This is a genomic window from Pseudomonas sp. RIT623 (assembly GCF_004519305.1).
Taxonomy (GTDB): Bacteria; Pseudomonadota; Gammaproteobacteria; order Pseudomonadales; family Pseudomonadaceae; genus Aquipseudomonas.
This window is the reverse complement of record NZ_SOZA01000006.1, coordinates 122,946-144,855: the sequence shown is the minus strand read 5'-3', so window position 1 is coordinate 144,855 and position 21,910 is coordinate 122,946. Positions and strand designations below refer to the sequence as shown.

At 65.1% G+C, this 21,910-nt stretch carries 19 protein-coding genes; 6 read left to right on the top strand and 13 right to left on the bottom strand.

All coding sequences use genetic code 11. The features are described 5' to 3' along the window. Positions 1–143 precede the first annotated feature (143 nt). On the top strand, positions 144–1,418 hold the full coding sequence (locus tag E3U47_RS06690) for a leucine-rich repeat-containing protein kinase family protein (protein WP_134690205.1): 1,275 nt from the start codon (positions 144–146) through the stop codon (positions 1,416–1,418). 95 nt (positions 1,419–1,513) lie between these two features. Further along, entirely contained in the window at positions 1,514–2,380 is an 867-nt protein-coding gene (locus E3U47_RS06685; RefSeq protein WP_134690204.1) for a LysR family transcriptional regulator, read from the top strand. Here E3U47_RS06685 and E3U47_RS06680 read toward each other — a convergent pair. The 5 genes from E3U47_RS06680 to E3U47_RS06660 form a co-directional block, all read right to left on the bottom strand. Next, complete coding sequence (locus E3U47_RS06680; protein ID WP_134690203.1) at positions 2,354–3,511, bottom strand: HPP family protein; 1,158 nt, start codon at positions 3,509–3,511, stop codon at positions 2,354–2,356. The two genes, E3U47_RS06685 and E3U47_RS06680, sit on opposite strands and share 27 nt — an antisense overlap. Positions 3,512–3,771: 260 nt before the next feature. After that, positions 3,772–5,091 carry a sensor histidine kinase gene (locus E3U47_RS06675; RefSeq protein WP_134690202.1) on the bottom strand — a complete coding sequence of 440 codons (1,320 nt, stop codon included), beginning with the start codon at positions 5,089–5,091 and terminating at the stop codon, positions 3,772–3,774. Then, a complete protein-coding gene (locus E3U47_RS06670) occupies positions 5,088–5,756 on the bottom strand; it encodes a response regulator transcription factor (RefSeq protein WP_134690201.1) in 669 nt (222 codons plus the stop codon). The genes E3U47_RS06675 and E3U47_RS06670 overlap by 4 nt, the downstream gene beginning before the upstream one ends. After that, positions 5,757–6,071, bottom strand: coding sequence for a PepSY domain-containing protein (locus E3U47_RS06665; protein WP_134690200.1), 315 nt, complete (start codon positions 6,069–6,071; stop codon positions 5,757–5,759). Next, on the bottom strand, positions 6,071–6,379 hold the full coding sequence (locus tag E3U47_RS06660) for a PepSY domain-containing protein (protein WP_134690199.1): 309 nt from the start codon (positions 6,377–6,379) through the stop codon (positions 6,071–6,073). The genes E3U47_RS06665 and E3U47_RS06660 overlap by 1 nt, the downstream gene beginning before the upstream one ends. A gap of 310 nt (positions 6,380–6,689) precedes the next feature. On the opposite strand from E3U47_RS06660, the gene E3U47_RS06655 reads away from it, so the two are divergent. Next, positions 6,690–7,769: a patatin-like phospholipase family protein gene (locus E3U47_RS06655; RefSeq protein WP_134690198.1), complete on the top strand. Its 1,080-nt coding sequence runs from the start codon at positions 6,690–6,692 to the stop codon at positions 7,767–7,769. A gap of 53 nt (positions 7,770–7,822) precedes the next feature. Beyond that, entirely contained in the window at positions 7,823–8,179 is a 357-nt protein-coding gene (gene queD, locus E3U47_RS06650) for a 6-carboxytetrahydropterin synthase QueD (RefSeq protein WP_134690197.1), read from the top strand. A gap of 113 nt (positions 8,180–8,292) precedes the next feature. Here queD and E3U47_RS06645 read toward each other — a convergent pair whose 3' ends face one another. Together E3U47_RS06645 and E3U47_RS06640 are read right to left on the bottom strand one after the other, a co-directional pair. Further along, positions 8,293–8,889 carry a hypothetical protein gene (locus tag E3U47_RS06645; RefSeq protein ID WP_134690196.1) on the bottom strand — a complete coding sequence of 199 codons (597 nt, stop codon included), beginning with the start codon at positions 8,887–8,889 and terminating at the stop codon, positions 8,293–8,295. A gap of 67 nt (positions 8,890–8,956) precedes the next feature. After that, on the bottom strand, positions 8,957–9,427 hold the full coding sequence (locus E3U47_RS06640) for a DUF1289 domain-containing protein (RefSeq protein ID WP_134690195.1): 471 nt from the start codon (positions 9,425–9,427) through the stop codon (positions 8,957–8,959). Positions 9,428–9,832: 405 nt separating this feature from the next. On the opposite strand from E3U47_RS06640, the gene acnB reads away from it, so the two are divergent. Then, positions 9,833–12,442, top strand: coding sequence for a bifunctional aconitate hydratase 2/2-methylisocitrate dehydratase (gene acnB / locus E3U47_RS06635; protein ID WP_134690241.1), 2,610 nt, complete (start codon positions 9,833–9,835; stop codon positions 12,440–12,442). 123 nt (positions 12,443–12,565) lie between these two features. Here the strand turns inward: acnB and prpD are convergent, their stop codons facing one another. The 6 genes from prpD to E3U47_RS06605 all read right to left on the bottom strand — a co-directional run bounded on the left by prpD (position 12,566) and on the right by E3U47_RS06605 (position 21,083). After that, on the bottom strand, positions 12,566–14,050 hold the full coding sequence (gene prpD / locus E3U47_RS06630; protein ID WP_134690194.1) for a 2-methylcitrate dehydratase: 1,485 nt from the start codon (positions 14,048–14,050) through the stop codon (positions 12,566–12,568). Positions 14,051–14,122: 72 nt separating this feature from the next. Further along, a complete protein-coding gene (gene prpF / locus E3U47_RS06625; RefSeq protein WP_134690193.1) occupies positions 14,123–15,313 on the bottom strand; it encodes a 2-methylaconitate cis-trans isomerase PrpF in 1,191 nt (396 codons plus the stop codon). Positions 15,314–15,467: 154 nt separating this feature from the next. Next, a complete protein-coding gene (gene acnD / locus E3U47_RS06620; protein ID WP_134690192.1) occupies positions 15,468–18,056 on the bottom strand; it encodes a Fe/S-dependent 2-methylisocitrate dehydratase AcnD in 2,589 nt (862 codons plus the stop codon). 157 nt (positions 18,057–18,213) lie between these two features. Then, positions 18,214–19,341, bottom strand: coding sequence for a 2-methylcitrate synthase (prpC, locus tag E3U47_RS06615; RefSeq protein WP_046854911.1), 1,128 nt, complete (start codon positions 19,339–19,341; stop codon positions 18,214–18,216). A gap of 138 nt (positions 19,342–19,479) precedes the next feature. Continuing rightward, the gene (gene prpB, locus E3U47_RS06610) at positions 19,480–20,370 is read right to left on the bottom strand and encodes a methylisocitrate lyase (protein ID WP_134690191.1); all 891 of its coding nucleotides are present in this window, start codon (positions 20,368–20,370) and stop codon (positions 19,480–19,482) included. Further along, positions 20,367–21,083, bottom strand: coding sequence for a GntR family transcriptional regulator (locus E3U47_RS06605; RefSeq protein WP_134690190.1), 717 nt, complete (start codon positions 21,081–21,083; stop codon positions 20,367–20,369). The genes prpB and E3U47_RS06605 overlap by 4 nt, the downstream gene beginning before the upstream one ends. 286 nt (positions 21,084–21,369) lie before the next feature. Between E3U47_RS06605 and E3U47_RS06600 the strand changes: the two genes are divergently transcribed. After that, positions 21,370–21,906, top strand: a complete 537-nt coding sequence (locus E3U47_RS06600; protein WP_134690189.1) for an ATP-dependent zinc protease — start codon at positions 21,370–21,372, stop codon at positions 21,904–21,906. Positions 21,907–21,910: the final 4 nt, after the last annotated feature.

Genomic DNA, 21,910 nt, shown 5'->3' with positions numbered 1-21,910 from the left:
CCCGGTACTTGTTGTTATTGAAGGGCGAGCCTGGAGTATGGACCGGCCCTGCGCCCTCGCCATCGGACTTAAGTCGCAACCCATATGCAGATTTGCAGGGACTAACGCTCTAGAATAGTCAGCCCCGACTCAAGAGCCGCTCCATGCCTACCCTCGACGACCTGCGCGCCGGCCGCCTGCGCGGCATCACCCGCCTTGACCTGCGCCAAGACCTGACGCACTTCCCCCACGAGATCTTCGAGCTGGCCGACAGCCTGGAAGTGCTCGACCTCACCGGCAACGCCCTCACCGACCTGCCCGAGGACCTGCACCGGTTGCACCGGCTCAAGGTGCTGTTCTGCTCGGAGAACGCCTTCACCCACCTGCCACTGAGCATCGGCCGTTGCCCGCTGCTGGAGACCGTGGGGTTCAAGAGCAACCGCATCACCCAGGTCGATGGCCAGGCCCTGCCGGCGAGCCTGCGCTCGCTGGTGCTGACCGACAACGCCCTGGAGCAACTGCCCGACGCCCTCGGCGACTGCGCCCAACTGCAAAAGCTGATGCTCGCCGGCAACCGACTGACGGCGCTGCCCAGCAGCCTGGCGCGCTGCGAGCGCCTGGAACTGCTGCGCATCGCCAGCAACCGCCTGACAGCCCTGCCCGACTGGCTGTTGCACCTGCCGCGCCTGGCCTGGCTCGCCTACGCCGACAACCCGCTGCCCCAGGGTTTTGTCGCGCCAGCTACCGATGGCCACTGCCCCACGCTGCACTGGCGCGACATCCGCCTGGAACAGGAACTCGGCCGCGGTGCCTCGGGGCTGATCCACCGGGCGCACTGGTCAGGCCAGACAGCGCCGGTGGCAGTCAAGCTGTACAAGGGCGCGATGACCAGCGACGGCTCGCCGCTGGCGGAAATGAGCGCCAGCATCGCTGCCGGCGAGCATCCGCAACTGGTGCGCCTGGCCGGACGTATCGACGATCATCCTCAAGGCCTGCCGGCGCTGGTCATGGCGCTGATCGATGGGCATTGGTCGAATCTCGCCGGCCCGCCTAGCCTGGACAGCTGCACCCGCGACCGCTACCCCGAGGCTCGGCGCTTGGCCTTGCCAACAGTCCGCCGCCTGGTGGCCGGCATCGCCTCGGTGTGCGCCCACCTGCATGGGCGTGGCCTCAATCATGGCGACTTGTATGCCCATAACATCCTGTTCGATGAAGACGGCCAATGCCTGTTGGGGGATTTCGGCGCGGCATCGTTCCATCCGCCCGCCGCCAGGGCATTGGAGCGCTTGGAAGTACGCGCCTTCGGCATCCTCGTGGAAGAGTTGCTGGGCTGCTGCGAACAGGACGACCAGGGTCTGCGCGAGTTGGCCAGGGTTTGCCAGCAAGCGCAAGTGCTGGCGCGCCCGTCCTTTGCCGAGATAGCCGCAGGTTCGCTGTAGCCGCTGCGGCGGCTGGCACCAGCTACGCCGGCGTTCGCCCCATTAGGGTGCAAAGCCTCTAGAATAGGCCACCCCTCCAGCCACAGAGCGTCACCATGGACATCGATCAGGCCCGAACCTTCCTGGAAATCGTGCGTTGCGGCAGCCTGGTCGCCGCCGCCGAGCGTCTGTTCGTGTCGCAGACAGCCATCACCGCGCGGGTCCAGCGCCTGGAGCAGCAACTCGGCTGCCAACTGTTCGTGCGCAGCCGCAACGGCGCCAGCCTGACCAGCGACGGCGAGGCCTTCGTCACCTACGCCAACCAACTGGTACAAACCTGGGAAGCCGCGCGCCGCGACCTGCCACTGCCCCAGGGCTGCCAGCAGGTACTGCATGTGGGCGGTGAGGTGAGCCTGGGCAACCCGATGATGCTCGACTGGGTCAGCGCCCTGCACCATGAGCTGCCCAGCCACGCGATCCGCAGCGAGGTGAGCGATGGCGAGTCGCTGCTGCGCAAGGTCGAGATGGGCCTGCTGGACGCTGCGCTGGTTTACCAGCCGACCTACGGCCCAGGCTTGCAGGTTGAGCAGTTGATGGAGGAAAAACTGATCCGCGTGCGCCGCATCGACGCCCCCGAGCCGTACATCTACATCGACTGGGGCGAAGCATTCCGCCGCCAGCACGATGCCGCCCTGCCCGACCTGTCACGCCCGGCGCTGAGTTTCAACCTCGGGCCGCTGGCCTTGCAGTTCATACTCGACCAGGGTGGCAGCGGCTACTTCCGTACCCGGGTGGTGCAAGCCTACTTGCAAAGCGGGGTGTTCGAGCGGGTACCACAGGCGCCGGAGTTCACCTACCCGACCTTCCTGGTCTACCCGCGCAAGCGCGACAGCGAGGCCCTGCAACAGGCCTTCACGGTGCTGCGCCGGCTGGTGGCAGCCGGCGACAGCGACTGGTCACAACGCTGGGACCCGCTGATCTGAGCCCTGCGTCGCGGCATTGAGCAAGTGCCGCTTGAGCCCGGCGATCAGGTCGGTCTGGGTGATAACCCCCACCAACTGGTCAGCGTCGAGCACCGGCAGGCAGTGCAGCCCCTGCTCGCTGAGCAGCGGCAGCAGGCGCTCCAGTGGGTGCTGGCTGCCGACGCTGACCACTCGGCGGCTCATCACCTGCTCCAGGCGCACCACCTTGCGCCGCCACAAGCCGCGCCAGCTGAACCGGCCACGGGCCATCGCCGGGCCAACCAGGTCGCTGAGGCTGACGATCCCCACCAGGCGCCCGCCATCGAGCACGGGCAAGGTCTTCAGGTGATGACTGGCGAGCATCTTCCAGGCCTGTTCGAGGGTGGTGCGCGGCGTCGCCGATTGCACATCGCGAGACATCACCGCGCTAGCGGTGATGCCGCCCAGGCTGCGTTGCAAGGCATGTTGCTCGGTCGCCAGGATGATCCGCTCCAACTCGTCGCGGGTCACGTCGACGAACTCACCGATCTCTGCAAGGGCCTGGTCCAGATCCTCGGCGTTGATCCCGACCCGCTCGCCGGGCAACGGGTCGTGGGTGTGGTGCAGGTCCTTGCGCGGGGCCGTGCCCTTGGGGTAGCGCACGCCGGTCAGGCGGTTGTAGAGCACCGCCACCGCGACCAGGATCAAGGCATTGAGCAGCACCGGCTCGAGCAGGTGGTCACCCAGCGCCACCAGCCCCGGATCGGCCAGTACCGCGCTGACCGCCACGCCGCCACCCGGCGGGTGCAGGCAGCGCAGCAAGCACATCGCCAGGATTGCGATGCCCAGCGCGGCGGCGGCGACCCACAGGCCGTCGCCGAAGCCATGGCGCATGGCCAGGCCCACGGCGCCGGCCAGGGCGTAGCTGCCCAATACTGGCCAGGGCTGCGCCAGCGGCCCTGAGTGCACGGCGAACACCAGCACCGCCGAGGCCGCCAGCGGCCCGAGCAGGTGCAAGGCGACCGACGGCCCATACAGCAGGCTGCACAGGTAACCGGCGAGGAACAGGCCGAGCAACGCGCCAAGGCCTGCGCGCAGCCATTCTCGGGGTGGGATATTCAGGGGCGCCGGGAGCAGGCGGTGCAGACGGTTTTCGGGACGCGAGGCAGACATCGGGAGATCGGATCGTGTTGTTCTGGTTGAAAAAGAAAGCCCAGCGTTACCAGCCTGGGCCCTGTATTGCCAAGGCAATAGCGCAAGGGGCTCCGTCCATGGAGAGATGGAAACCAAGCGGTTTCGTGAGGGGCGATTGTGCCGAGTCGCTCGGCAATGGGCCAATTCAAAAAACTGCGGCTGTACTGCAATTTTTTGCATGGTTGATCTGCTGCCGATAGCGCGCGAGCTGCGTGCCAGCGGCTTGCCCCGCGATAGGATCAACGCCCCTTGCGCGGCAGCTCGATGCTCACCCGCAAGCCGCCGAGGGTACTGTCGAGCAAGGCGATACGCCCGCCCCAGGCTTCGACGATATCGCGCACGATCCCCAGCCCCAGGCCATGCCCATCGACCTGCTCGTCCAGCCGCGCGCCCCGCTCCAGCACTTGCTGGCGCAGGTCCTGGGCAATCCCAGGGCCATCGTCATCGACCCACAGCTGGAAACCCTCGGTGGTCGGCGCGATGCCCAGGCGCACCTCGCTGTCGGCCCATTTGCAGGCGTTGTCCAACAGGTTGCCGAGCAGCTCCAGCAGGTCCTCGCGGTCCCACGGCAGCAACAGCCCGGGCGGCACGTCGCGCTCGAGCGACAGACCTTCGCCATGGATCATGCCCAGGGTCGACAACAGCCCGGGCAATTCGGCGTCGCAATCGAACTGCGCGCCGGGCAACGCGTCCCCTGCCAGGCGCGCACGGTTGAGTTCGCGAGCCAGGCGCTGCTGGATCTGCTGCAACTGCTCGCGCATCTGCTCGCGCACCTGCGGCAACGCTTGCAAACGCTCGCTGGCGGCAAGGCTGAGCAACACCGCCAGCGGCGTCTTCAGCGCGTGCCCCAGGTTGCCCAGGGCGGTGCGCGAACGGCGCAGGCTGTCTTCGGTGTGGGCCAGCAGGTGGTTGATCTGGTCCACCAGCGGTTGCAGCTCGCTGGGCACTTCGGCATCCAGTTGCGAACGCTGGCCCTGTTGCAACTGGGCGATCTGTTGCCGCGCGCGCTCGAGCGGGCGCAACGAGCGGGTCACGGTGAAACGCTGCAACACCAGCACCAGCAACAGCGCGAGCGCGCCCATGCCCAGGCCGATCTGCTGCATGCGTCGGAAAACCTCGCGCACCGGCGAGTAGTCCTGGGCCACGCTGATGGAAATATCCTGCCCCAGGCGCCGGTAATCGCCGCGGTAGGCCAGCAATTGCTGGCCTTCTGGGCCGAGTTCATGGCCATCGTCCAGCCCCGGGCGGGCTGGCTTGGGCATGTCCAGGTCCCACAGCGAGCGGGAGCGCCAGGTACCTTGGTCAAAGTCGATGCGAAAGTAATATCCCGAGAACGGCTGCTGGTAGGCCGCCGACAACCGACGCTCATCCAACTGCAGGCCGGAAGGCCCGCGTACCAGCGCCACCAGCAGGTTCTCGCTCTCTTTGCGCAGGCCATTTTCCAGGTAGCGCTGCAAGCCCGCCTCGAACAACCACAGACTCACCTGCGCCAGACCCACGCCGACCAGCACCAGCACGGCCACCAGGCCCAGGCTCAGGCGCGCCTGGATCGACTTCACGCGACGTTCCCGGCGTAGACGTAGCCCTGGCCACGGCGGGTCTCGATCACGCTGCGCCCGAGCTTGCGGCGCAAGTGGTTGACGTGCACCTCGAGCACATTGGAGTCGCGCTCGGTCTCGCCGTCATACAGGTGCTCGGCCAAGTGACTCTTGGATAGCACTTGCCCCGGGTGCAGCATGAAATAGCGCAGCAGGCGAAACTCGGCGGCGGTCAGTTGCACGTCGGCACCGTCGCGGCTCACGCACTGGCGCGCTTCGTCCAGGTGCAACCCGGCGGCCTCCAGCGTCGGCTGGTTGGCCAGGCCCTTGGCCCGGCGCAGCAGGGCCTGGATGCGCAGTTGCAGCTCCTCGGGGTGGAATGGCTTGGTCAGGTAATCGTCGGCGCCGGCCTTGAGGCCTTCGATGCGCTCGGCCCAGGAACCGCGCGCGGTGAGGATCAGCACCGGGGTGGCCAGGCTCGCCGCGCGCCACTGCGCCAGCACCTCGAGGCCGGGCAAGCCTGGCAGGCCGAGGTCGAGGATGATCAGGTCGTAGGGTTCGCTCTGGCCCTGGTACACCGCGTCACGGCCATCGGCCAACCAGTCCACGGCATAACCCTGGCGTTGCAGGGCGGCGGTCAGTTCATCGACCAGGGGCACGTTGTCTTCGACAAGCAGCAGGCGCATTCAGTCGTCTTCCTCGTCCTTGAGCAGGGCGCCGGTTCGGGCATCGTACTTGATTTCGCGGACCACGCCGCCCGGGGTCAGCAGCTCGACCTCGTATTCGTAGCGGCCGTGCTTTTCTTCCAGCTCCGCCTCCAGCAGGCGCGCCCCGGGGTAACGCCCCAGGGCGGCATCGAGCAGTTGCTCCAGCGGCAGGATGACGCCCTGCTGCCGAAGCTCCAGGGCCTCATCCTGATCCAGGTCACGGGCGGCGGCGAGCGAACTGACGGCCATCAGGGCCAGGGCCAGGCAGCGCGCCGTTCGCGGCAGATCGGGCATCAGTTGTCTCGCTCGTCCTTCAGGACTTCACCGGTCTTGGCGTCCAGGTCCACGTCCCACTCGACGTTCTGTGCGTCACGCAGTTCGACCTTGTAGATGTAGCGACCGTATTCGTTTTCAAGCTCCGAGTCGGTCACGGTGGCGCCCGGGTGCTTGGCCACGGCGGCGGCCTTGAGTTCATCCAGCGACTTGATGGTCTTGGCGTTCACCAGCTTGACCACTTCGTCGGGCTGCACGTCCTTGGCGAAGGCGGCATTGGCACCGAAAGCGAGGGCGGCGGCGGTGAACAGGGCAGTCAGGGTTTTCATGAGGTTCTCTCCAGCGAGATGTGTAATTTGTCTACGGGGTTAAGATTAACCACCGGTCCTTAACTCAACCTGAAAACAGCTGGCCGCATGATAGCGCAGCTCATGCAGGCCCGTACGCAATCCCTTACAGGAGCAGCCTTGTGTCGCGAAAGGGCTGCGCAGCAGCCCCCGGGATTTCAGCGTTTTTGCAAAGATCGCCGGGGCCGCTTTGCGGACCTTTCGCGACACAAGGCCGCTCCTACAGGGGGATGTGTACGTCCAGCCCCGCGATACGCTCTATACTGCCCGCCTCCCGACCCGAGGCCCCGCCATGAGCGCCATTCACATCAAGTACCCCGCCCTGACCTTCAAGGCCGGCCAGCGGGCCTTGCACCAGATCCGCGAGCGCGGTCTGCGGGCCGAGGATGTCGGCGTCCTGCCCGGCGCCGCCGGTGGCCCCAAGCCACTGGGGATCCAGGGCCTGGACCTGGCCCTGTTCGGTGAATGGCTGCCCACCGCGCCGCGCCCGCGCGCGCTGATCGGCGCCTCGATCGGCGCCTGGCGCTTCGCCAGCGCCTGCCTCGACGACCCGGTGGCCGGCATCCGCCGCCTCGGCGAGCTATATACCGAACAGGACTTCGCCAAGGGCGTGACCGCCCGGCAGATCAGCCAGAGCTGCCAGCGCATGCTCGACGAACTGCTGCAAGGCCGCGACGGGCAGATCCTCGCCAACGCGCACTACCGCCTGAACATCCTGGTAGTGAAAAGCCACGGCCAGCTCGCCCACGACCACCGTGGCCGCCTGGGCCTGGGCCTGGGCGCGGTGATCGCCAGCAACCTGCTGGGCCGCGCGCGCCTGGCCCGGCATTTCGAGCGGGTGATCCTGCATGACCCGCGCACCTCGCCGCCGCTGGATGCCCTCAGCGACTTCCCCTCGCGCTGCCTGCCACTGGCCCCAGCCAACCTGCGCCATGCCCTGCTCGCCTCGGGCTCGATCCCGATGGTCATGGAAGGCGTGCGCGACATTCCCGGCGCAGGTACCGGCACCTACCGCGACGGCGGCCTGCTCGACTACCACCTCGACCTGCCCTACAAGGGCGACGACCTGGTGCTGTACCCGCACTTCACCGACAAGGTGGTGCCCGGCTGGTTCGACAAGGCCCTGCCCTGGCGCAAGGGTGACGCCACGCGCCTGCAGAACGTGCTGCTGATGACCCCGTCGCCGCAGTACCTGGCCGCCCTGCCCTACGGCAAGCTGCCGGACCGCAACGACTTCAAGCGCTTCATGGGCGATGCGCCGGCACGCAAGCGCTACTGGTACAAGGCCATCGCCGAAAGCCAGCGCCTGGGCGACGAACTGCTGGAACTGATCGCCACCGGGCGGCTGCACGAACGGTTGCAAGCCTTGTAGCGGTCATGCTGGTAGACTGCGCGCATTATCGATTCACACAGAGTTAAGACAGCGTGGAAATCTTCAAGGAATTTACATTCGAATCCGCCCACCGCCTGCCCCACGTCCCGGCCGGCCACAAGTGCGGCCGCCTGCATGGCCACTCGTTCAAGGTCGCCCTGCACCTGACCGGCCCGCTCGACCCGCACACCGGTTGGATTCGCGACTTCTCCGAGATCAAGGCGATCTTCAAGCCCATCTACGAGCAGTTGGACCACAATTACCTGAACGATATTCCCGGCCTGGAAAACCCCACCAGCGAAGTGATCGCCAAATGGATCTGGGACCAGGTCAAGCCGCTGTTGCCGGAGCTGTCCAAGGTACGTATCCACGAAACCTGTACCAGTGGTTGCGAGTACACCGGCGACTAGGCTCTGTATGAAAAGTCTTGAGACGAAGGTCAGGCGAGGCTGTTTTCAACGCAGCATGAACGAGTATCAAGGCTTTTCGTACAGAGCCAAGTGCGCCTGACTCAGGGCGCTGGTCATGGGAAGGGGTACTTCACGACTTCCAATGTCACGCGCCCGGCCTGCCCGCCATGGCTGTTCAAATAGGGCACCCCGAACTGCTTGTAGCGCCTGACCGGTGAATCGTCGAAATTCGTAAGCTTCAAATTGTGACGCATATTTTCAATTTTCAAGCGCGTCGGGGTTAGCCCCTCAAGACGCCACAAATCACTGGCCGCGATAATCGTGCGTTTGCCCGCCTCGGATGCACTGACGTACATCGCCAGGTAGCCGGCGTAATCGGCATCCATGGCATAGTTCATGATACTCGGCGGCGCATCGACACGTCTCGCCACAGGCCTTATCTGGTAGTAGTAACCGCCTCCAAGCCCACGCCCCTCGTAAAGACCAAACCAGAAAAGGTCGAACAAGACGCCCTTTTCTCCTTGCACGGCGAGGGGCTCGGCGCGCATATAGGTGTCCTGCCCATCGTGGCCGTCGAAGCGCACCCACACCGGGAGAATCCCCGGCGCCTTTTCGTCCCAGTGTCCTGACTCGACCGTGAGTTCATCCTCTTGCCACCACATCCTGGCAAGGAAAGAACCACTGGCGTCATAACGGTAAAAGAGCGGCATCGCAAACCCCTTGAATGAATATCAGGGGACCTTGCCATGGCGCGAAGGTGGTTTTCAGATGGAACGGCTACTCGTGCGACACATCGACGAGAAAGCGCGGGGCGATATAGCGCTGGTAATGCGCCTCGGACAGCAGGAAGAACTCGCGATCGATGGCATCGCGCAACTGTGGCAGCTCCCAGTCGCGAAACTCCGGCAGCAGCGCCATCCCGTAGGCCTCCAGATCGCGGATCATCCGCGCCCCACGGGCGATCAACTGGTAGGCCCAGCAATACTCGGACTGGTGCGCGACGAAGCGGATCGAGCGCTGCTCCAACTGCTGGCGCAACAGGCTTTTGTCGAACACTTCCAGCTTGGCCATCATCACCTGCACCAGCAGTTGTTCCAGGCGCAGCCAGACCGCGCGCTTCTGTTCATCGTCGTAACCGTTCCAGTGGATCACTTCGTGGTGGAAGCGCTTGCAGCCACGGCACACCAGGTCTCCGTAAACCGTGGAGCAAAGGCCGACGCAAGGGGTCTTGATGGACTGGTTGGACATGGAAAAACAACGGCTTGGCGGGGGAACACCGGGTCATGTTAGCCCTTTGTCTAACCAGGGTCACCCGTTAAAGTCATGATCGGCGCCTTACCTTCGGCTTTTTTTTGCCGTAGAATCACACCGCCTTTTCAAGGCAACCATGTCCGTTGGAAGCTGTTTTCAAAGCGTCACGAGCACAGTTGATCCGGCAGAACGGCGTTGGCCCGGGCCATGCACCCCTCGCATGCCCGCGCCAGCCCTCATCAGCTCCCGTTCTGCAGGCGTAAAACTTTGAAAGCAGCTTCTGTAAGGATTCTCTGCGACCCTGGCTGGGCGACTCAAAAAGTCGTCACCGCGCATGGGTGCATGGAATGCTGGATGAGCGTCCCGGACTCCCTTTAGGGACCACTGATGAGGGTAATAACTGTGCTTGAAGCCTACCGCAAACACATCGAAGAGCGTGCCGCTCTGGGTATCGTGCCCCAGCCGCTGAACGCCGAACAAACTGCAGGCCTGGTCGAGCTGCTGAAAAACCCGCCGGCCGGCGAAGAAGCCTTCCTCGTAGACCTGATCACCAACCGCGTTCCGCCAGGGGTCGACGAAGCCGCCTACGTCAAGGCCGCTTTCCTGTCCGCTATCGCCAAGGGTGAAGCCAAGTCGCCGCTGATCGACCGCAAGCACGCCACCGAGCTGCTGGGTACCATGCAGGGCGGCTACAACATCGAAACGCTGGTCGCGCTGCTGGATGACGCCGAACTCGGCGCCGTCGCGGCCGAACAGCTCAAGCACACCCTGCTGATGTTCGATGCCTTCCACGACGTGGCCGAAAAAGCCAAGGCGGGCAATGCCCACGCCAAGGCCGTGCTGGAATCCTGGGCTGCCGGCGAGTGGTTCACCAGCCGTCCGGCGATCGCCGACAAGTACACCCTGACCGTGTTCAAGGTGCCTGGCGAAACCAACACCGACGACCTGTCCCCTGCCCCGGACGCCTGGTCGCGTCCTGACATCCCGCTGCACGCCCTGGCCATGCTGAAGATGGCCCGTGACGGCATCGAGCCTTCGCAGCCTGGCTCGGTCGGCCCGCTGGCGCAGATCGAAGCGGTCAAGGCCAAGGGCCACCCGGTCGCCTACGTCGGTGACGTGGTCGGTACCGGTTCCTCGCGTAAATCGGCCACCAACTCGGTGCTGTGGTTCTTCGGCGACGACATCCCCTACGTGCCGAACAAGCGCGCCGGTGGTTTCTGCTTCGGCACCAAGATCGCCCCGATCTTCTACAACACCATGGAAGACGCCGGCGCCCTGCCGATCGAGTTCGACTGCACCAACCTGGCCATGGGCGACGTCATCGACGTCTACCCGTTCAAAGGTGAAGTGCGCCGCCACGACAGCGACGAACTGGTCACCAGCTTCGAGCTGAAGACCGAAGTGCTGCTCGACGAAGTCCGCGCTGGCGGTCGTATCCCGCTGATCGTCGGCCGTGGCCTGACCGAGAAAGCCCGTGCCGAGCTGGGCCTGGCCCCATCGGACCTGTTCAAGAAGCCAGAGCAACCAGCCGCTTCGACCAAGGGCTTCACCCTGGCACAGAAGATGGTCGGCCGCGCCTGCGGCCTGCCGGAAGGCCAGGGCGTGCGCCCAGGTGCCTACTGCGAGCCGAAGATGACCACCGTCGGCTCCCAGGACACCACTGGCCCGATGACCCGCGACGAGCTGAAAGACCTGGCGTGCCTGGGCTTCTCCGCCGACCTCGTAATGCAGTCGTTCTGCCACACCGCGGCTTATCCAAAGCCGATCGACGTCACCACCCACCACACCCTGCCAGACTTCATCCGCACCCGTGGCGGCGTGTCGCTGCGCCCAGGCGACGGCATCATCCACAGCTGGCTGAACCGCATGCTGATGCCTGACACCGTCGGTACCGGTGGCGACTCGCACACCCGCTTCCCGATCGGCATCTCGTTCCCGGCCGGCTCGGGCCTGGTGGCCTTCGCCGCCGCCACCGGCGTCATGCCGCTGGACATGCCAGAATCGATCCTGGTGCGCTTCAAGGGCAAACTGCAACCTGGCATCACCCTGCGTGACCTGGTGCATGCCATCCCTTACTACGCCATCCAGAAAGGCCTGCTGACCGTCGAGAAGAAAGGCAAGAAAAACGCCTTCTCCGGCCGCATCCTGGAGATCGAAGGCCTCAACGACCTGACCGTCGAGCAAGCCTTCGAGCTGTCCGACGCCTCGGCCGAACGCTCCGCCGCCGGTTGCACCATCAAGCTGCCGGAAAAGGCCATCGCCGAATACCTGCAGTCCAACATCACCCTGCTGCGCTGGATGATCGGCGAAGGCTACGGCGATGCCCGCACCCTGGAGCGCCGCGCCCAGGCCATGGAAGCCTGGCTGGCCAAGCCTGAGCTGCTGTCGGCCGACGCCGACGCCGAATACGCCGAAATCATCGAAATCGACCTGGCCGACGTCAAGGAGCCTGTGCTCTGCGCGCCGAACGACCCGGACGACGCCCGCCTGCTGTCTTCGGTACAGGGCGAGAAGATCGACGAAGTGTTCATCGGTTCGTGCATGACCAACATTGGTCACTTCCGCGCCGCCGGCAAGCTGCTGGACAAGGTCAAGGGCGGTATCCCGACCCGTCTGTGGCTGGCCCCGCCAACCAAGATGGACGCCCACCAGCTGACCGAGGAAGGCTACTACGGCATCTACGGCAAGGCTGGCGCGCGCATGGAAATGCCAGGCTGCTCGCTGTGCATGGGTAACCAGGCACGTGTGCAGACCGGCTCGACCGTGGTCTCCACCTCGACCCGTAACTTCCCGAACCGTCTGGGCGACGCCACCAACGTGTACCTGGCCTCGGCCGAGCTGGCTGCTGTCGCTTCGATCATCGGCAAGCTGCCGACCGTTGAAGAGTACATGCAGTACGCCAAGGACATCGACAGCATGGCTGCCGACGTCTACCGCTACCTGAGCTTCGACCAGATCGCCGAGTTCCGCGAAGCCGCGGCCAACGCCAAGATCCCGGTGGTTCAGGCGTAAGCTGAGCAGTACGTTGTAGAAGAGAGCCCCGGTAGCGATACCGGGGCTTTTTCGTTCCGCCCCGTTCGCCAGCAAGCCGGCTCCTACGCCCACCTGTAGGAGCCGGCTTGCCGGCGAAGCTTTTCAGATCACGAACAGATCGACAAACCTGTGCACGGGCATGGCCTCCAGCCTCGCCTGGTCCTTGCATAACGCCACGATCTCCTCACAGCGCTGCCGCGCAAATCGCGTCGCCAAATTCTCCCTGAACTTCGCCTCCAGCAACGGCATCCCCTCCTCCCGCCGCCGCCGATGCCCGATCGGGTACTCCACCACCACTTGCGGCGTGTGCGTGCCGTCCTTGAAGAACACCTGCACAGCGTTGGCGATAGAGCGCTTGTCCGCCTCCAGGTACTCACGACTGAAACGTGGCTCCTCGACGATCACCATCTTTTCGCGCAGGCGGTCGATGCTCGGGTGCGCGGCATGGAAGGCATCTTCGTAGTGCTCGGCCACCAGGTCGCCGAAGATCAGCGGCACAGCAGTCATGTACTGCAAGCAATGGTCGCGGTCGGCGGCGTTGGCCAGCGGCCCTTCCTTGGAGATGATGCGAATCGCCGACTCATGGGTGGTGATGACGATACGGTCGATTTCGTGCAGGCGATTGCGCACCTGCGGGTGCAGGATCACCGCCGCCTCGCAAGCGGTCTGGGCATGGAATTCGGCGGGGAAGCTGATCTTGAACAGCACGTTTTCCATGACATAGCTGCCGAACGGTTGCGCCAGGCGCAATTGGCGCTGGCCTTCGGGCTTGAGCGCCAGGTCCTTGTTGGCATGGCTGAACGACACATCGTAGAAGCCCCACTGCCTGGCGGTCAGCGCACCCGGCACCCCCATCTCGCCACGCAGAGCGATATCGGCCAGGCGCACGCCGCGACTGGAAGCATCCCCCGCCGCCCATGATTTGCGCGATCCGGCGTTGGGCGCATGGCGGTAGGTACGCAGGGCCTGGCCATCGACGAAGGCGTGGGACAACGCCGACAACAGCTGCTCGCGATTGGCGCCCATGAGCCTGGCGCAGACCGCCGTGGAGGCGACCTTGACCAGCAGCACATGGTCCAGGCCGACCCGGTTGAACGAGTTCTCCAGTGCCAGCACGCCCTGAATCTCGTGGGCCATGACCATGGCATCGAGCACCTCGCGCATGGCCAGGGGCGCCTCGCCATTGGCCACGCGCTTCTGCGACAGGTGATCGGTAACGGCCAGGATGCCACCGAGGTTGTCCGAGGGGTGGCCCCACTCGGCGGCGAGCCAGGTGTCGTTGTAGTCCAGCCAGCGGACGATGCAGCCGATGTCCCAGGCTGCCTTGACCGGGTCGAGGCGGTAACTGGTGCCGGGCACCCGGGCGCCATGGGGGACGATGGTGCCCTCGACCAGCGGGCCGAGGTGCTTGGTGCACTCGGGGAAACGCAGGGCCAGCAGACCGCAGCCGAGGGTGTCGATCAGGCAGTTGCGGGCGGTGTCCAGGGCTTCGGCGGACTCGACGCGATAGCCGAGCACGTAGTCGGCGAGGGCCTGCAGGACCTGGTCGTAGTCTGGGCGGGCGTTGAGGTCTACGTTTGCGCTCATATACAGCTCCCTTCAAGAGTGCCGGGGCTGCGCTGCAGCCCCAACCAACGAAAGCCGAACGCTGTTGATGCCTTAGAAACTATCGCCAGGCACGCGTACCCAGCCCTCCATCAGCACTCGAGCGCTTCGGCTCATGATTGCCTTGGTCACGGTCCACTGCCCGTCCACCTGGCGCGCCTCGGCTCCCACCCGCAAAGTGCCGGACGGGTGTCCGAAGCGCACGGCGCTACGCGCACCGCCACCAGCGGCCAGATTGACCAGCGTGCCGGGGATCGCCGCTGCGGTGCCAATGGCCACTGCGGCGGTACCCATCATCGCGTGGTGCAGCTTGCCCATGGACAGTGCGCGCACCAGCAGGTCGACCTCCTCGGCCTGGACCGTCTTGCCACTGGACGCAGTGTAGGTCATCGGCGCCGCGACAAACGCCACCTTGGGCGTATGCTGGCGCCCGGCGGCCTGGTCGACGTGCTCGATCAGCCCCATGCGCACCGCTCCGTGGGCACGAATGGTCTCGAAGCGCCGCAAGGCTGCGCTATCACCATTGATGGCGTCCTGCAGTTCGGCACCGGTATAGCCGATATCAGCGGCGTTGACGAAAATGGTCGGGATACCGGCGTTGATCAGGGTGGCCTTGAAGGTACCGACACCCGGCACCTCGAGGTCGTCGACCAGATTGCCCGTGGGGAACATCGCCCCGCCCTCACCGTCTTCGTCGGCAGCCGGGTCCAGGAACTCCAGCTGCACCTCGGCGGCCGGGAAGGTCACGCCGTCGAGCTCGAAGTCGCCGGTTTCCTGCACCTGGCCGTCGGTGACCGGCACATGGGCGATGATGGTCTTGCCGATATTGGCCTGCCAGATGCGCACGGTGGCAACACCGTTGTGCGGAACGCGCGCCGCATCGACCAAGCCACTGGCGATGGCGAACGAACCCACGGCGGCGGACAGGTTGCCGCAGTTGCCGCTCCAGTCGACGAAAGCAGTGTCGATCGAGACCTGGCCAAATAGGTAGTCGACGTCGTGGTCGGCCTTGATGCTCCTGGACAGGATCACCGTCTTACTGGTACTGGAGGTGGCGCCACCCATGCCGTCGATCTGCTTGCCATACGGGTCGGGGCTGCCGATCACCCGCAGCAGCAGGGCGTCGCGGGCCGGGCCTGGGACCTGGGCGCGCTCGGGCAGGTCTTGCAGGCGGAAGAACACGCCTTTGCTGGTGCCGCCACGGATGTAGGTGGCGGGGATTTTGATTTGAGGTACGTGTGCCATTGTTGTGATTCCTGATCTTTTCGTTTCGGCGAACATCCCTGGGGCTGCTTTGCAGCCCTTTCGCGACACAAGGCCGCTCCTACAGGAGGTCGCGGTCGCCTGTAGGAGCGGCCTTGTGTCGCGAAAGGGCCGCAAAGCGGCCCCCGTTACATGCTCAACCGGTCGCTTCGAGGAAGTCCTGGGCAAAGCGCTGCAACACCCCACCGGCCTCATAGATCGACACCTCTTCGGCGGTATCCAGGCGGCAGGTCACCGGCACCTCGACACGCTCGCCGTCGCGCCGCGTGACCACCAGGGTCAGGGTCGCACGCGGCCTGCGCTCGCCGAGCACGTCATAGGTCTCGCTGCCGTCCAGGCCCAGGGTGTTGCGGTCGGTGCCCGGCTTGAACTCCAGCGGCAGCACGCCCATGCCCACCAGGTTGGTCCGGTGGATACGCTCGAAACCCTCGGCGACGATCGCCTCGACCCCGGCCAGACGCACGCCCTTGGCCGCCCAGTCACGGGACGACCCCTGGCCGTAGTCGGCACCGGCGACGATGATCAGCGGCTGCTTGCGCTGCATGTAGGTTTCGATCGCCTCCCACATGCGCGTCACCTTGCCTTCCGGCTCGATGCGCGCCAGCGAACCCTGCTGCACGCTGCCGTCGTCCTTGCGCACCATCTCGTTGAACAGCTTGGGGTTGGCGAAAGTGGCGCGCTGCGCGGTCAGGTGGTCGCCACGGTGGGTGGCGTAGGAGTTGAAGTCCTCCTCCGGCAGGCCCATCTTCGCCAGGTATTCACCGGCGGCGCTATCGAGCAGGATGGCGTTGGACGGCGACAGGTGGTCGGTGGTGATGTTGTCTGGCAGCACCGCCAGCGGGCGCATGCCGCGCAGGGTACGCTCACCGGCCAGGGCGCCCTCCCAGTACGGCGGGCGGCGGATGTAGGTGCTCATCGGACGCCAGTCGTACAGCGGCGCGACCTTCGGCCCACGATCCTCCTCGATGGCGAACATCGGGATGTACACCTGGCGGAACTGCTCGGGCTTGACCGAGGCGCGCACCACCGCGTCGATCTCTTCATCGCTCGGCCAGATGTCCTTGAGGCGGATTTCCTTGCCGTCGACCACGCCCAGCACGTCCTTCTCGATGTCGAAGCGGATGGTACCGGCGATGGCGTAGGCCACCACCAGTGGCGGCGACGCGAGGAACGCCTGCTTGGCGTAGGGGTGGATACGCCCGTCGAAGTTGCGGTTGCCCGACAGCACGGCGGTGGCGTACAGGTCGCGATCGATGATCTCCTGCTGGATCACCGGGTCGAGAGCGCCGGACATGCCGTTGCAGGTGGTGCAGGCGAAGGCGACGATGCCGAAGCCCAGTTGCTCCAGCTCCTGCTCAAGGCCGGCTTCCTTCAGGTACAGCTGTACCGCCTTGGAGCCCGGCGCGAGCGACGACTTGACCCAGGGCTTGCGTACCAGGCCAAGCTTGTTGGCGTTACGTGCGATAAGGCCAGCGGCGATCACGTTGCGCGGGTTGCTGGTGTTGGTGCAACTGGTGATGGCGGCAATGATCACCGCGCCATCCGGCATCTGCCCCGGCACTTCTTGCCATTGCCCGGCGATGCCCTTGGCCGCCAGGTCGCTGGTGGCCACGCGCGCATGCGGGTTGGACGGGCCAGCCATGTTGCGCACCACGCTCGACAGGTCGAAGCTCAGGGTGCGCTCATACTCGGCCTTGGCCAGGCTGTCGGCCCACAAACCGGCGACCTTGGCGTAGGTTTCCACCAACTGCACCTGCTGGTCATCGCGGCCGGTCAGCTTGAGGTAGTCGATGGTCTGTTGGTCGATGGCGAACATCGCCGCGGTGGCACCGTATTCCGGGGCCATGTTGGAGATGGTGGCACGGTCGCCAAGGGTCAGCGCGCTGGCGCCAGCACCGTGGAATTCGAGGTAGGCGCCAACCACCTTCTGTTTGCGCAGGAACTCGGTCAGGGCCAGTACCAAGTCGGTAGCGGTGATGTTCGGCGCCAGGCGCCCGGTCAGCTCGACGCCGACGATCTCTGGCAGGCGCATCCACGAGGCGCGGCCGAGCATGACGTTTTCGGCCTCCAGGCCACCGACACCGATGGCGATCACGCCCAGGGCGTCGACATGTGGTGTATGGCTGTCGGTGCCGACGCAGGTGTCGGGGTAGGCCACGCCGCGGTCGCTGTGGATCACCGGCGACATCTTCTCCAGGTTGATCTGGTGCATGATGCCGTTGCCCGGCTGGATCACGTCGACGTTCTTGAACGCCTGTTTGGTCCAGTTGATGAAGTGGAAACGGTCTTCGTTGCGGCGATCTTCGATGGCGCGGTTCTTGTCGAACGCCTGCGGGTCGAAACCACCGCATTCCACGGCCAGCGAATGGTCGACGATCAGTTGCACCGGCACCACCGGATTAACTGCGGCCGGGTCGCCGCCTTTGTCGGCGATGGCGTCGCGCAGCCCGGCGAGGTCGACCAGGGCGGTCTGGCCAAGGATGTCGTGGCACACCACGCGGGCCGGGAACCAGGGGAAATCGAGGTCGCGCTTGCGCTCGATCAGTTGCTCGAGCGATGCATCGAGGGTAGCCGGATCGCAGCGGCGCACCAGGTTCTCGGCCAGCACGCGGGAAGTATACGGCAGGCCGTCGTATGCGCCGGGCTTGATCGCCTCGACCGCGGCACGGGCGTCGAAGTAGTCCAGGGCGGTGCCTGGCAGGGGCTTGCGGAATTCTGTATTCATGGCACAGGGACTCAATCACGGTAAGGTCGGTGCTGTTGCGGCCGCCCTGCTTCCTGCAGGAGCCAACCTTGCTGGCGATGGGGTGCGAAGCACCCCCAGCCCCGGCGTCGCCAGGGTTCGCCAGCAAGGCTGGCTCCTACAGGGATCGCGGGCTGGCTCAGCGCTGCTCGATCGGCACGAACTGGCGCTGCTCGACGCCGACGTACTCGGCGCTCGGGCGGATGATGCGGTTGTTGGCGCGCTGCTCGAACACGTGCGCGGCCCAGCCGGTCAGGCGCGAGCAGACGAAGATCGGGGTGAACAGCTTGGTCGGGATGCCCATGAAGTGATACGCCGAGGCATGGTAGAAGTCGGCATTGGGGAACAGGCGCTTCTGCTCCCACATGGTCTTGTCGATGGCTTCGGAGACCGGGTACAGCACCTTGTCGCCCACCTCGTCGGCCAACTGCTTGGCCCAGCCCTTGATCACCTCGTTGCGCGGGTCGGACTCTTTGTAGATCGCATGGCCGAAGCCCATGATCTTGTCCTTGCGCTCGAGCATGCGCAGCAGCTCGGCAGTGGCTTCCTGCGGGCTCTGGAAGCGCTCGATCAGCTCCATGGCCGCCTCGTTGGCACCACCATGCAACGGGCCGCGCAGCGAGCCGATGGCGGCGGTCACGCAGGAGTACAGGTCGGACAGCGTCGAAGCGCAGACCCGGGCGGTGAAGGTCGAGGCGTTGAATTCGTGCTCGGCGTAGAGGATCAGCGAGACGTTCATCACCTTGACGTGCAGCTCGCTCGGCTTCTTGCCATGCAGCAGGTGCAAGAAGTGGCCGCCGAGGGTGTCTTCGTCGCTGCTGCAGTCGATACGTACGCCGTGGTGGGTGTAGCGGTACCAGTAGCACATCACCGCCGGGAACAGCGCCAGCAGGCGGTCGGTCTTGTCGCGCTGGGCGTCGAAGGTCAACTCCGGCTCCAGGGTGCCGAGTACCGAGCAACCGGTGCGCATCACGTCCATTGGGTGTGCATCGCGCGGGATGCGCTCGAGCACTTCTTTCAGCGCTTGCGGCAGGTCGCGCAGGCCCTTGAGCTTGCGCTTGTAGTCGGCCAGCTCGGCCTTGCTCGGCAGTTCGCCGTAGAGCAGCAGGTAGGCCACTTCCTCGAACTCGGCGCCTGCGGCCAGGTCGCGCACGTCATAGCCGCGGTAGGTCAGGCCGGCGCCGGCCTGGCCGACGGTGGAAAGTGCGGTCTGCCCGGCCACCTGGCCACGCAGGCCAGCGCCACTGAGTACTTTTGCTTCGGCCATGGTGTTGCTCCTTTCTTGAATTTGTTATCGAGGTCTTTCTGGCTAATTCGGGGGTGCCTGTTGTGCCCCTATCGCCGGCAAGCCGGCTCCTACAGGGAACGTGGGAGCGGGCTGGCCCCGCGATGGGTCATCACGGCCTCAACCTTTTTTTTGCGCAAACAACGCATCGAGGCTCTGCTCGAAAGCGTGGTAGCCGATGGCGTCGTAGAGCTCCATGCGGGTCTGCATGGTGTCGATCACGTGCTTCTGCGTGCCATCGCGGCGCAGCGCGGTGTAGACGTTCTCGGCGGCCTTGTTCATGGCGCGGAACGCCGACAGCGGGTAGAGCACCAGCGACACATCCACCGAGGCCAGCTCTTCAGTGGTGTACAGCGGCGTAGCGCCGAACTCGGTGATATTGGCCAGGATCGGCGCCCTCACCCGGTCGGCGAAGATCTTGTACATCGAAAGCTCGGTGATCGCTTCTGGGAAGATCATGTCGGCGCCGGCCTCGATGCAGGCGGCGGCGCGGTCCAGGGCAGCGTTCAGGCCCTCGACGGCCAGGGCGTCGGTGCGCGCCATGATCACGAAGCTGTCGTCAGTGCGGGCATCGACGGCAGCCTTGATCCGGTCGACCATCTCCTGCTGCGAGACGATCTCCTTGTTCGGCCGGTGACCGCAGCGCTTGGCGCCGACCTGGTCTTCGATATGAATGGCCGCGGCGCCGAACTTGCTCATCGAACGCACGGTGCGCGCGACGTTGAACGCCGAGGCGCCGAAACCGGTGTCGACATCCACCAGCAGCGGCAGGTCGCACACGTCGGTGATCCGCCGCACGTCGGTGAGCACGTCGTCCAGGCCGCTGATGCCCAAGTCCGGCAAGCCCAGGGAACCAGCGGCGACCCCGCCGCCGGACAGGTAGATGGCCTTGAAGCCGGCGCGCTTGGCCAGCAGGGCGTGGTTGGCGTTGATGGTCCCGACCACCTGCAACGGGTGTTCGGCGGCAACCGCGTCACGGAAACGCTGGCCGGGGGTGCTCTTGACTGTCATGACTCACCTCGTGGGCTATTGTTGTCGGCGCCCTGGTAGTGGCGCTCGATATTGCGCTTGGACGCGCCGATGTGGCGGCGCATCAGGAGTTCTGCGAGTTCGCCGTCGCGGGCTTCGATGGCGTCGAGGATGCGGTGATGCTCGGCAAAGGCCTGGCGCGGACGGTTGGGCGTGGTGGAGAACTGAATGCGGTACATGCGCACCAGCTGGTACAACTCGCCGCAGAGCATCTTGTACAGGGTCTGGTTGCCACTGCCCTGGATGATTCGGTAGTGGAAGTCGTAGTCGCCTTCCTGCTGGTAGTAGCCCTGCCCGGCCTGGAACGCGGCGTCGCGCTCGTGGGTGTCGAGCACCTGGCGCAGCTCGTCGATGGCGGCCTGGCTCATGCGCTCGGCGGCCAGGCGACAGGCCATGCCTTCAAGCGATTCACGGATTTCGTACAGCTCGATCAGTTCGACATGACTCAGCGAAACCACCCGCGCGCCGACATGGGGCACGCGCACCAGCAGGCGCTGGCCTTCCAGGCGGTGGATCGCCTCGCGCAGCGGGCCACGGCTGATGCCATAGGTACGCGCCAGCTCCGGCTCGGAGATCTTGCTGCCCGGCGCGATCTCGCCCTTGACGATGGCGGCCTGGATGCAGCGGAAGACGTGCTCCGAGAGGGTCTCGGTCTCGTCCTGGGGGAGCAACGTGGCTTGGGCTGTATCCAGCATGATTGTCGACACCTTCAAAATCAATGACGGCAAAACTAGCTAAATAGAGACGCACAGTCAAAGACAAAAAGAATATTGTCGACAATCGTCTAATAACGAACTTCACCCGCACCCTTGCGGTCTGATCGCGGGCGCGCTGGCGTCAAGGCACCGGCGTGATAGAATGCCGCGCTCCTTCGGGAGCATGGACACTGTGTCTGTCATCATTTCATGGTGTCGACAGACCTCTTGAGGACGCTTGGCCAGTCGCCTTGCCCTGAACCCCGCACAGCACCGCGCCAGGATTATGAGACTCATACCCGCTTCATTGCTGCTCTGCCTGACCCTGCTGCCGGCACTCGCGCCTGCGGCAGACAAGACCGTTTACGGCCTGAACGAATACGCCCGCCTCGGCGGCCTGGACCTGGAAGTGGCGGCCAAGCTCGACACCGGCGCCAAGACCGCCTCGCTCAGCGCCCGCGACATCAAGCGTTTCAAGCGCAATGGCGAGAGCTGGGTGCGTTTCTACCTGGCCATCGACGCCGCGCACCAGCACCCCATCGAACGCCCCCTGGCCCGTGTCAGCAAGATCAAGCGCCGCGCCGGGGACTATGACGCCGAATCCGGCAAGGCCTACACTGCTCGTCCGGTGATCGAACTCGAGATCTGCATGGGCCAGACGCAACGCACCATCGAGGTCAACCTCACCGACCGCAGCGCCTTCCAGTTCCCGCTGCTGATCGGTTCCGAGGCCCTCAAGCACTTCGGTGCGCTGGTCGACCCAAGCCTTAAATACGCGGCCGGCAAACCTGCCTGTGCCACCGAAGCTCCCAAAGCAGAGTAATTCC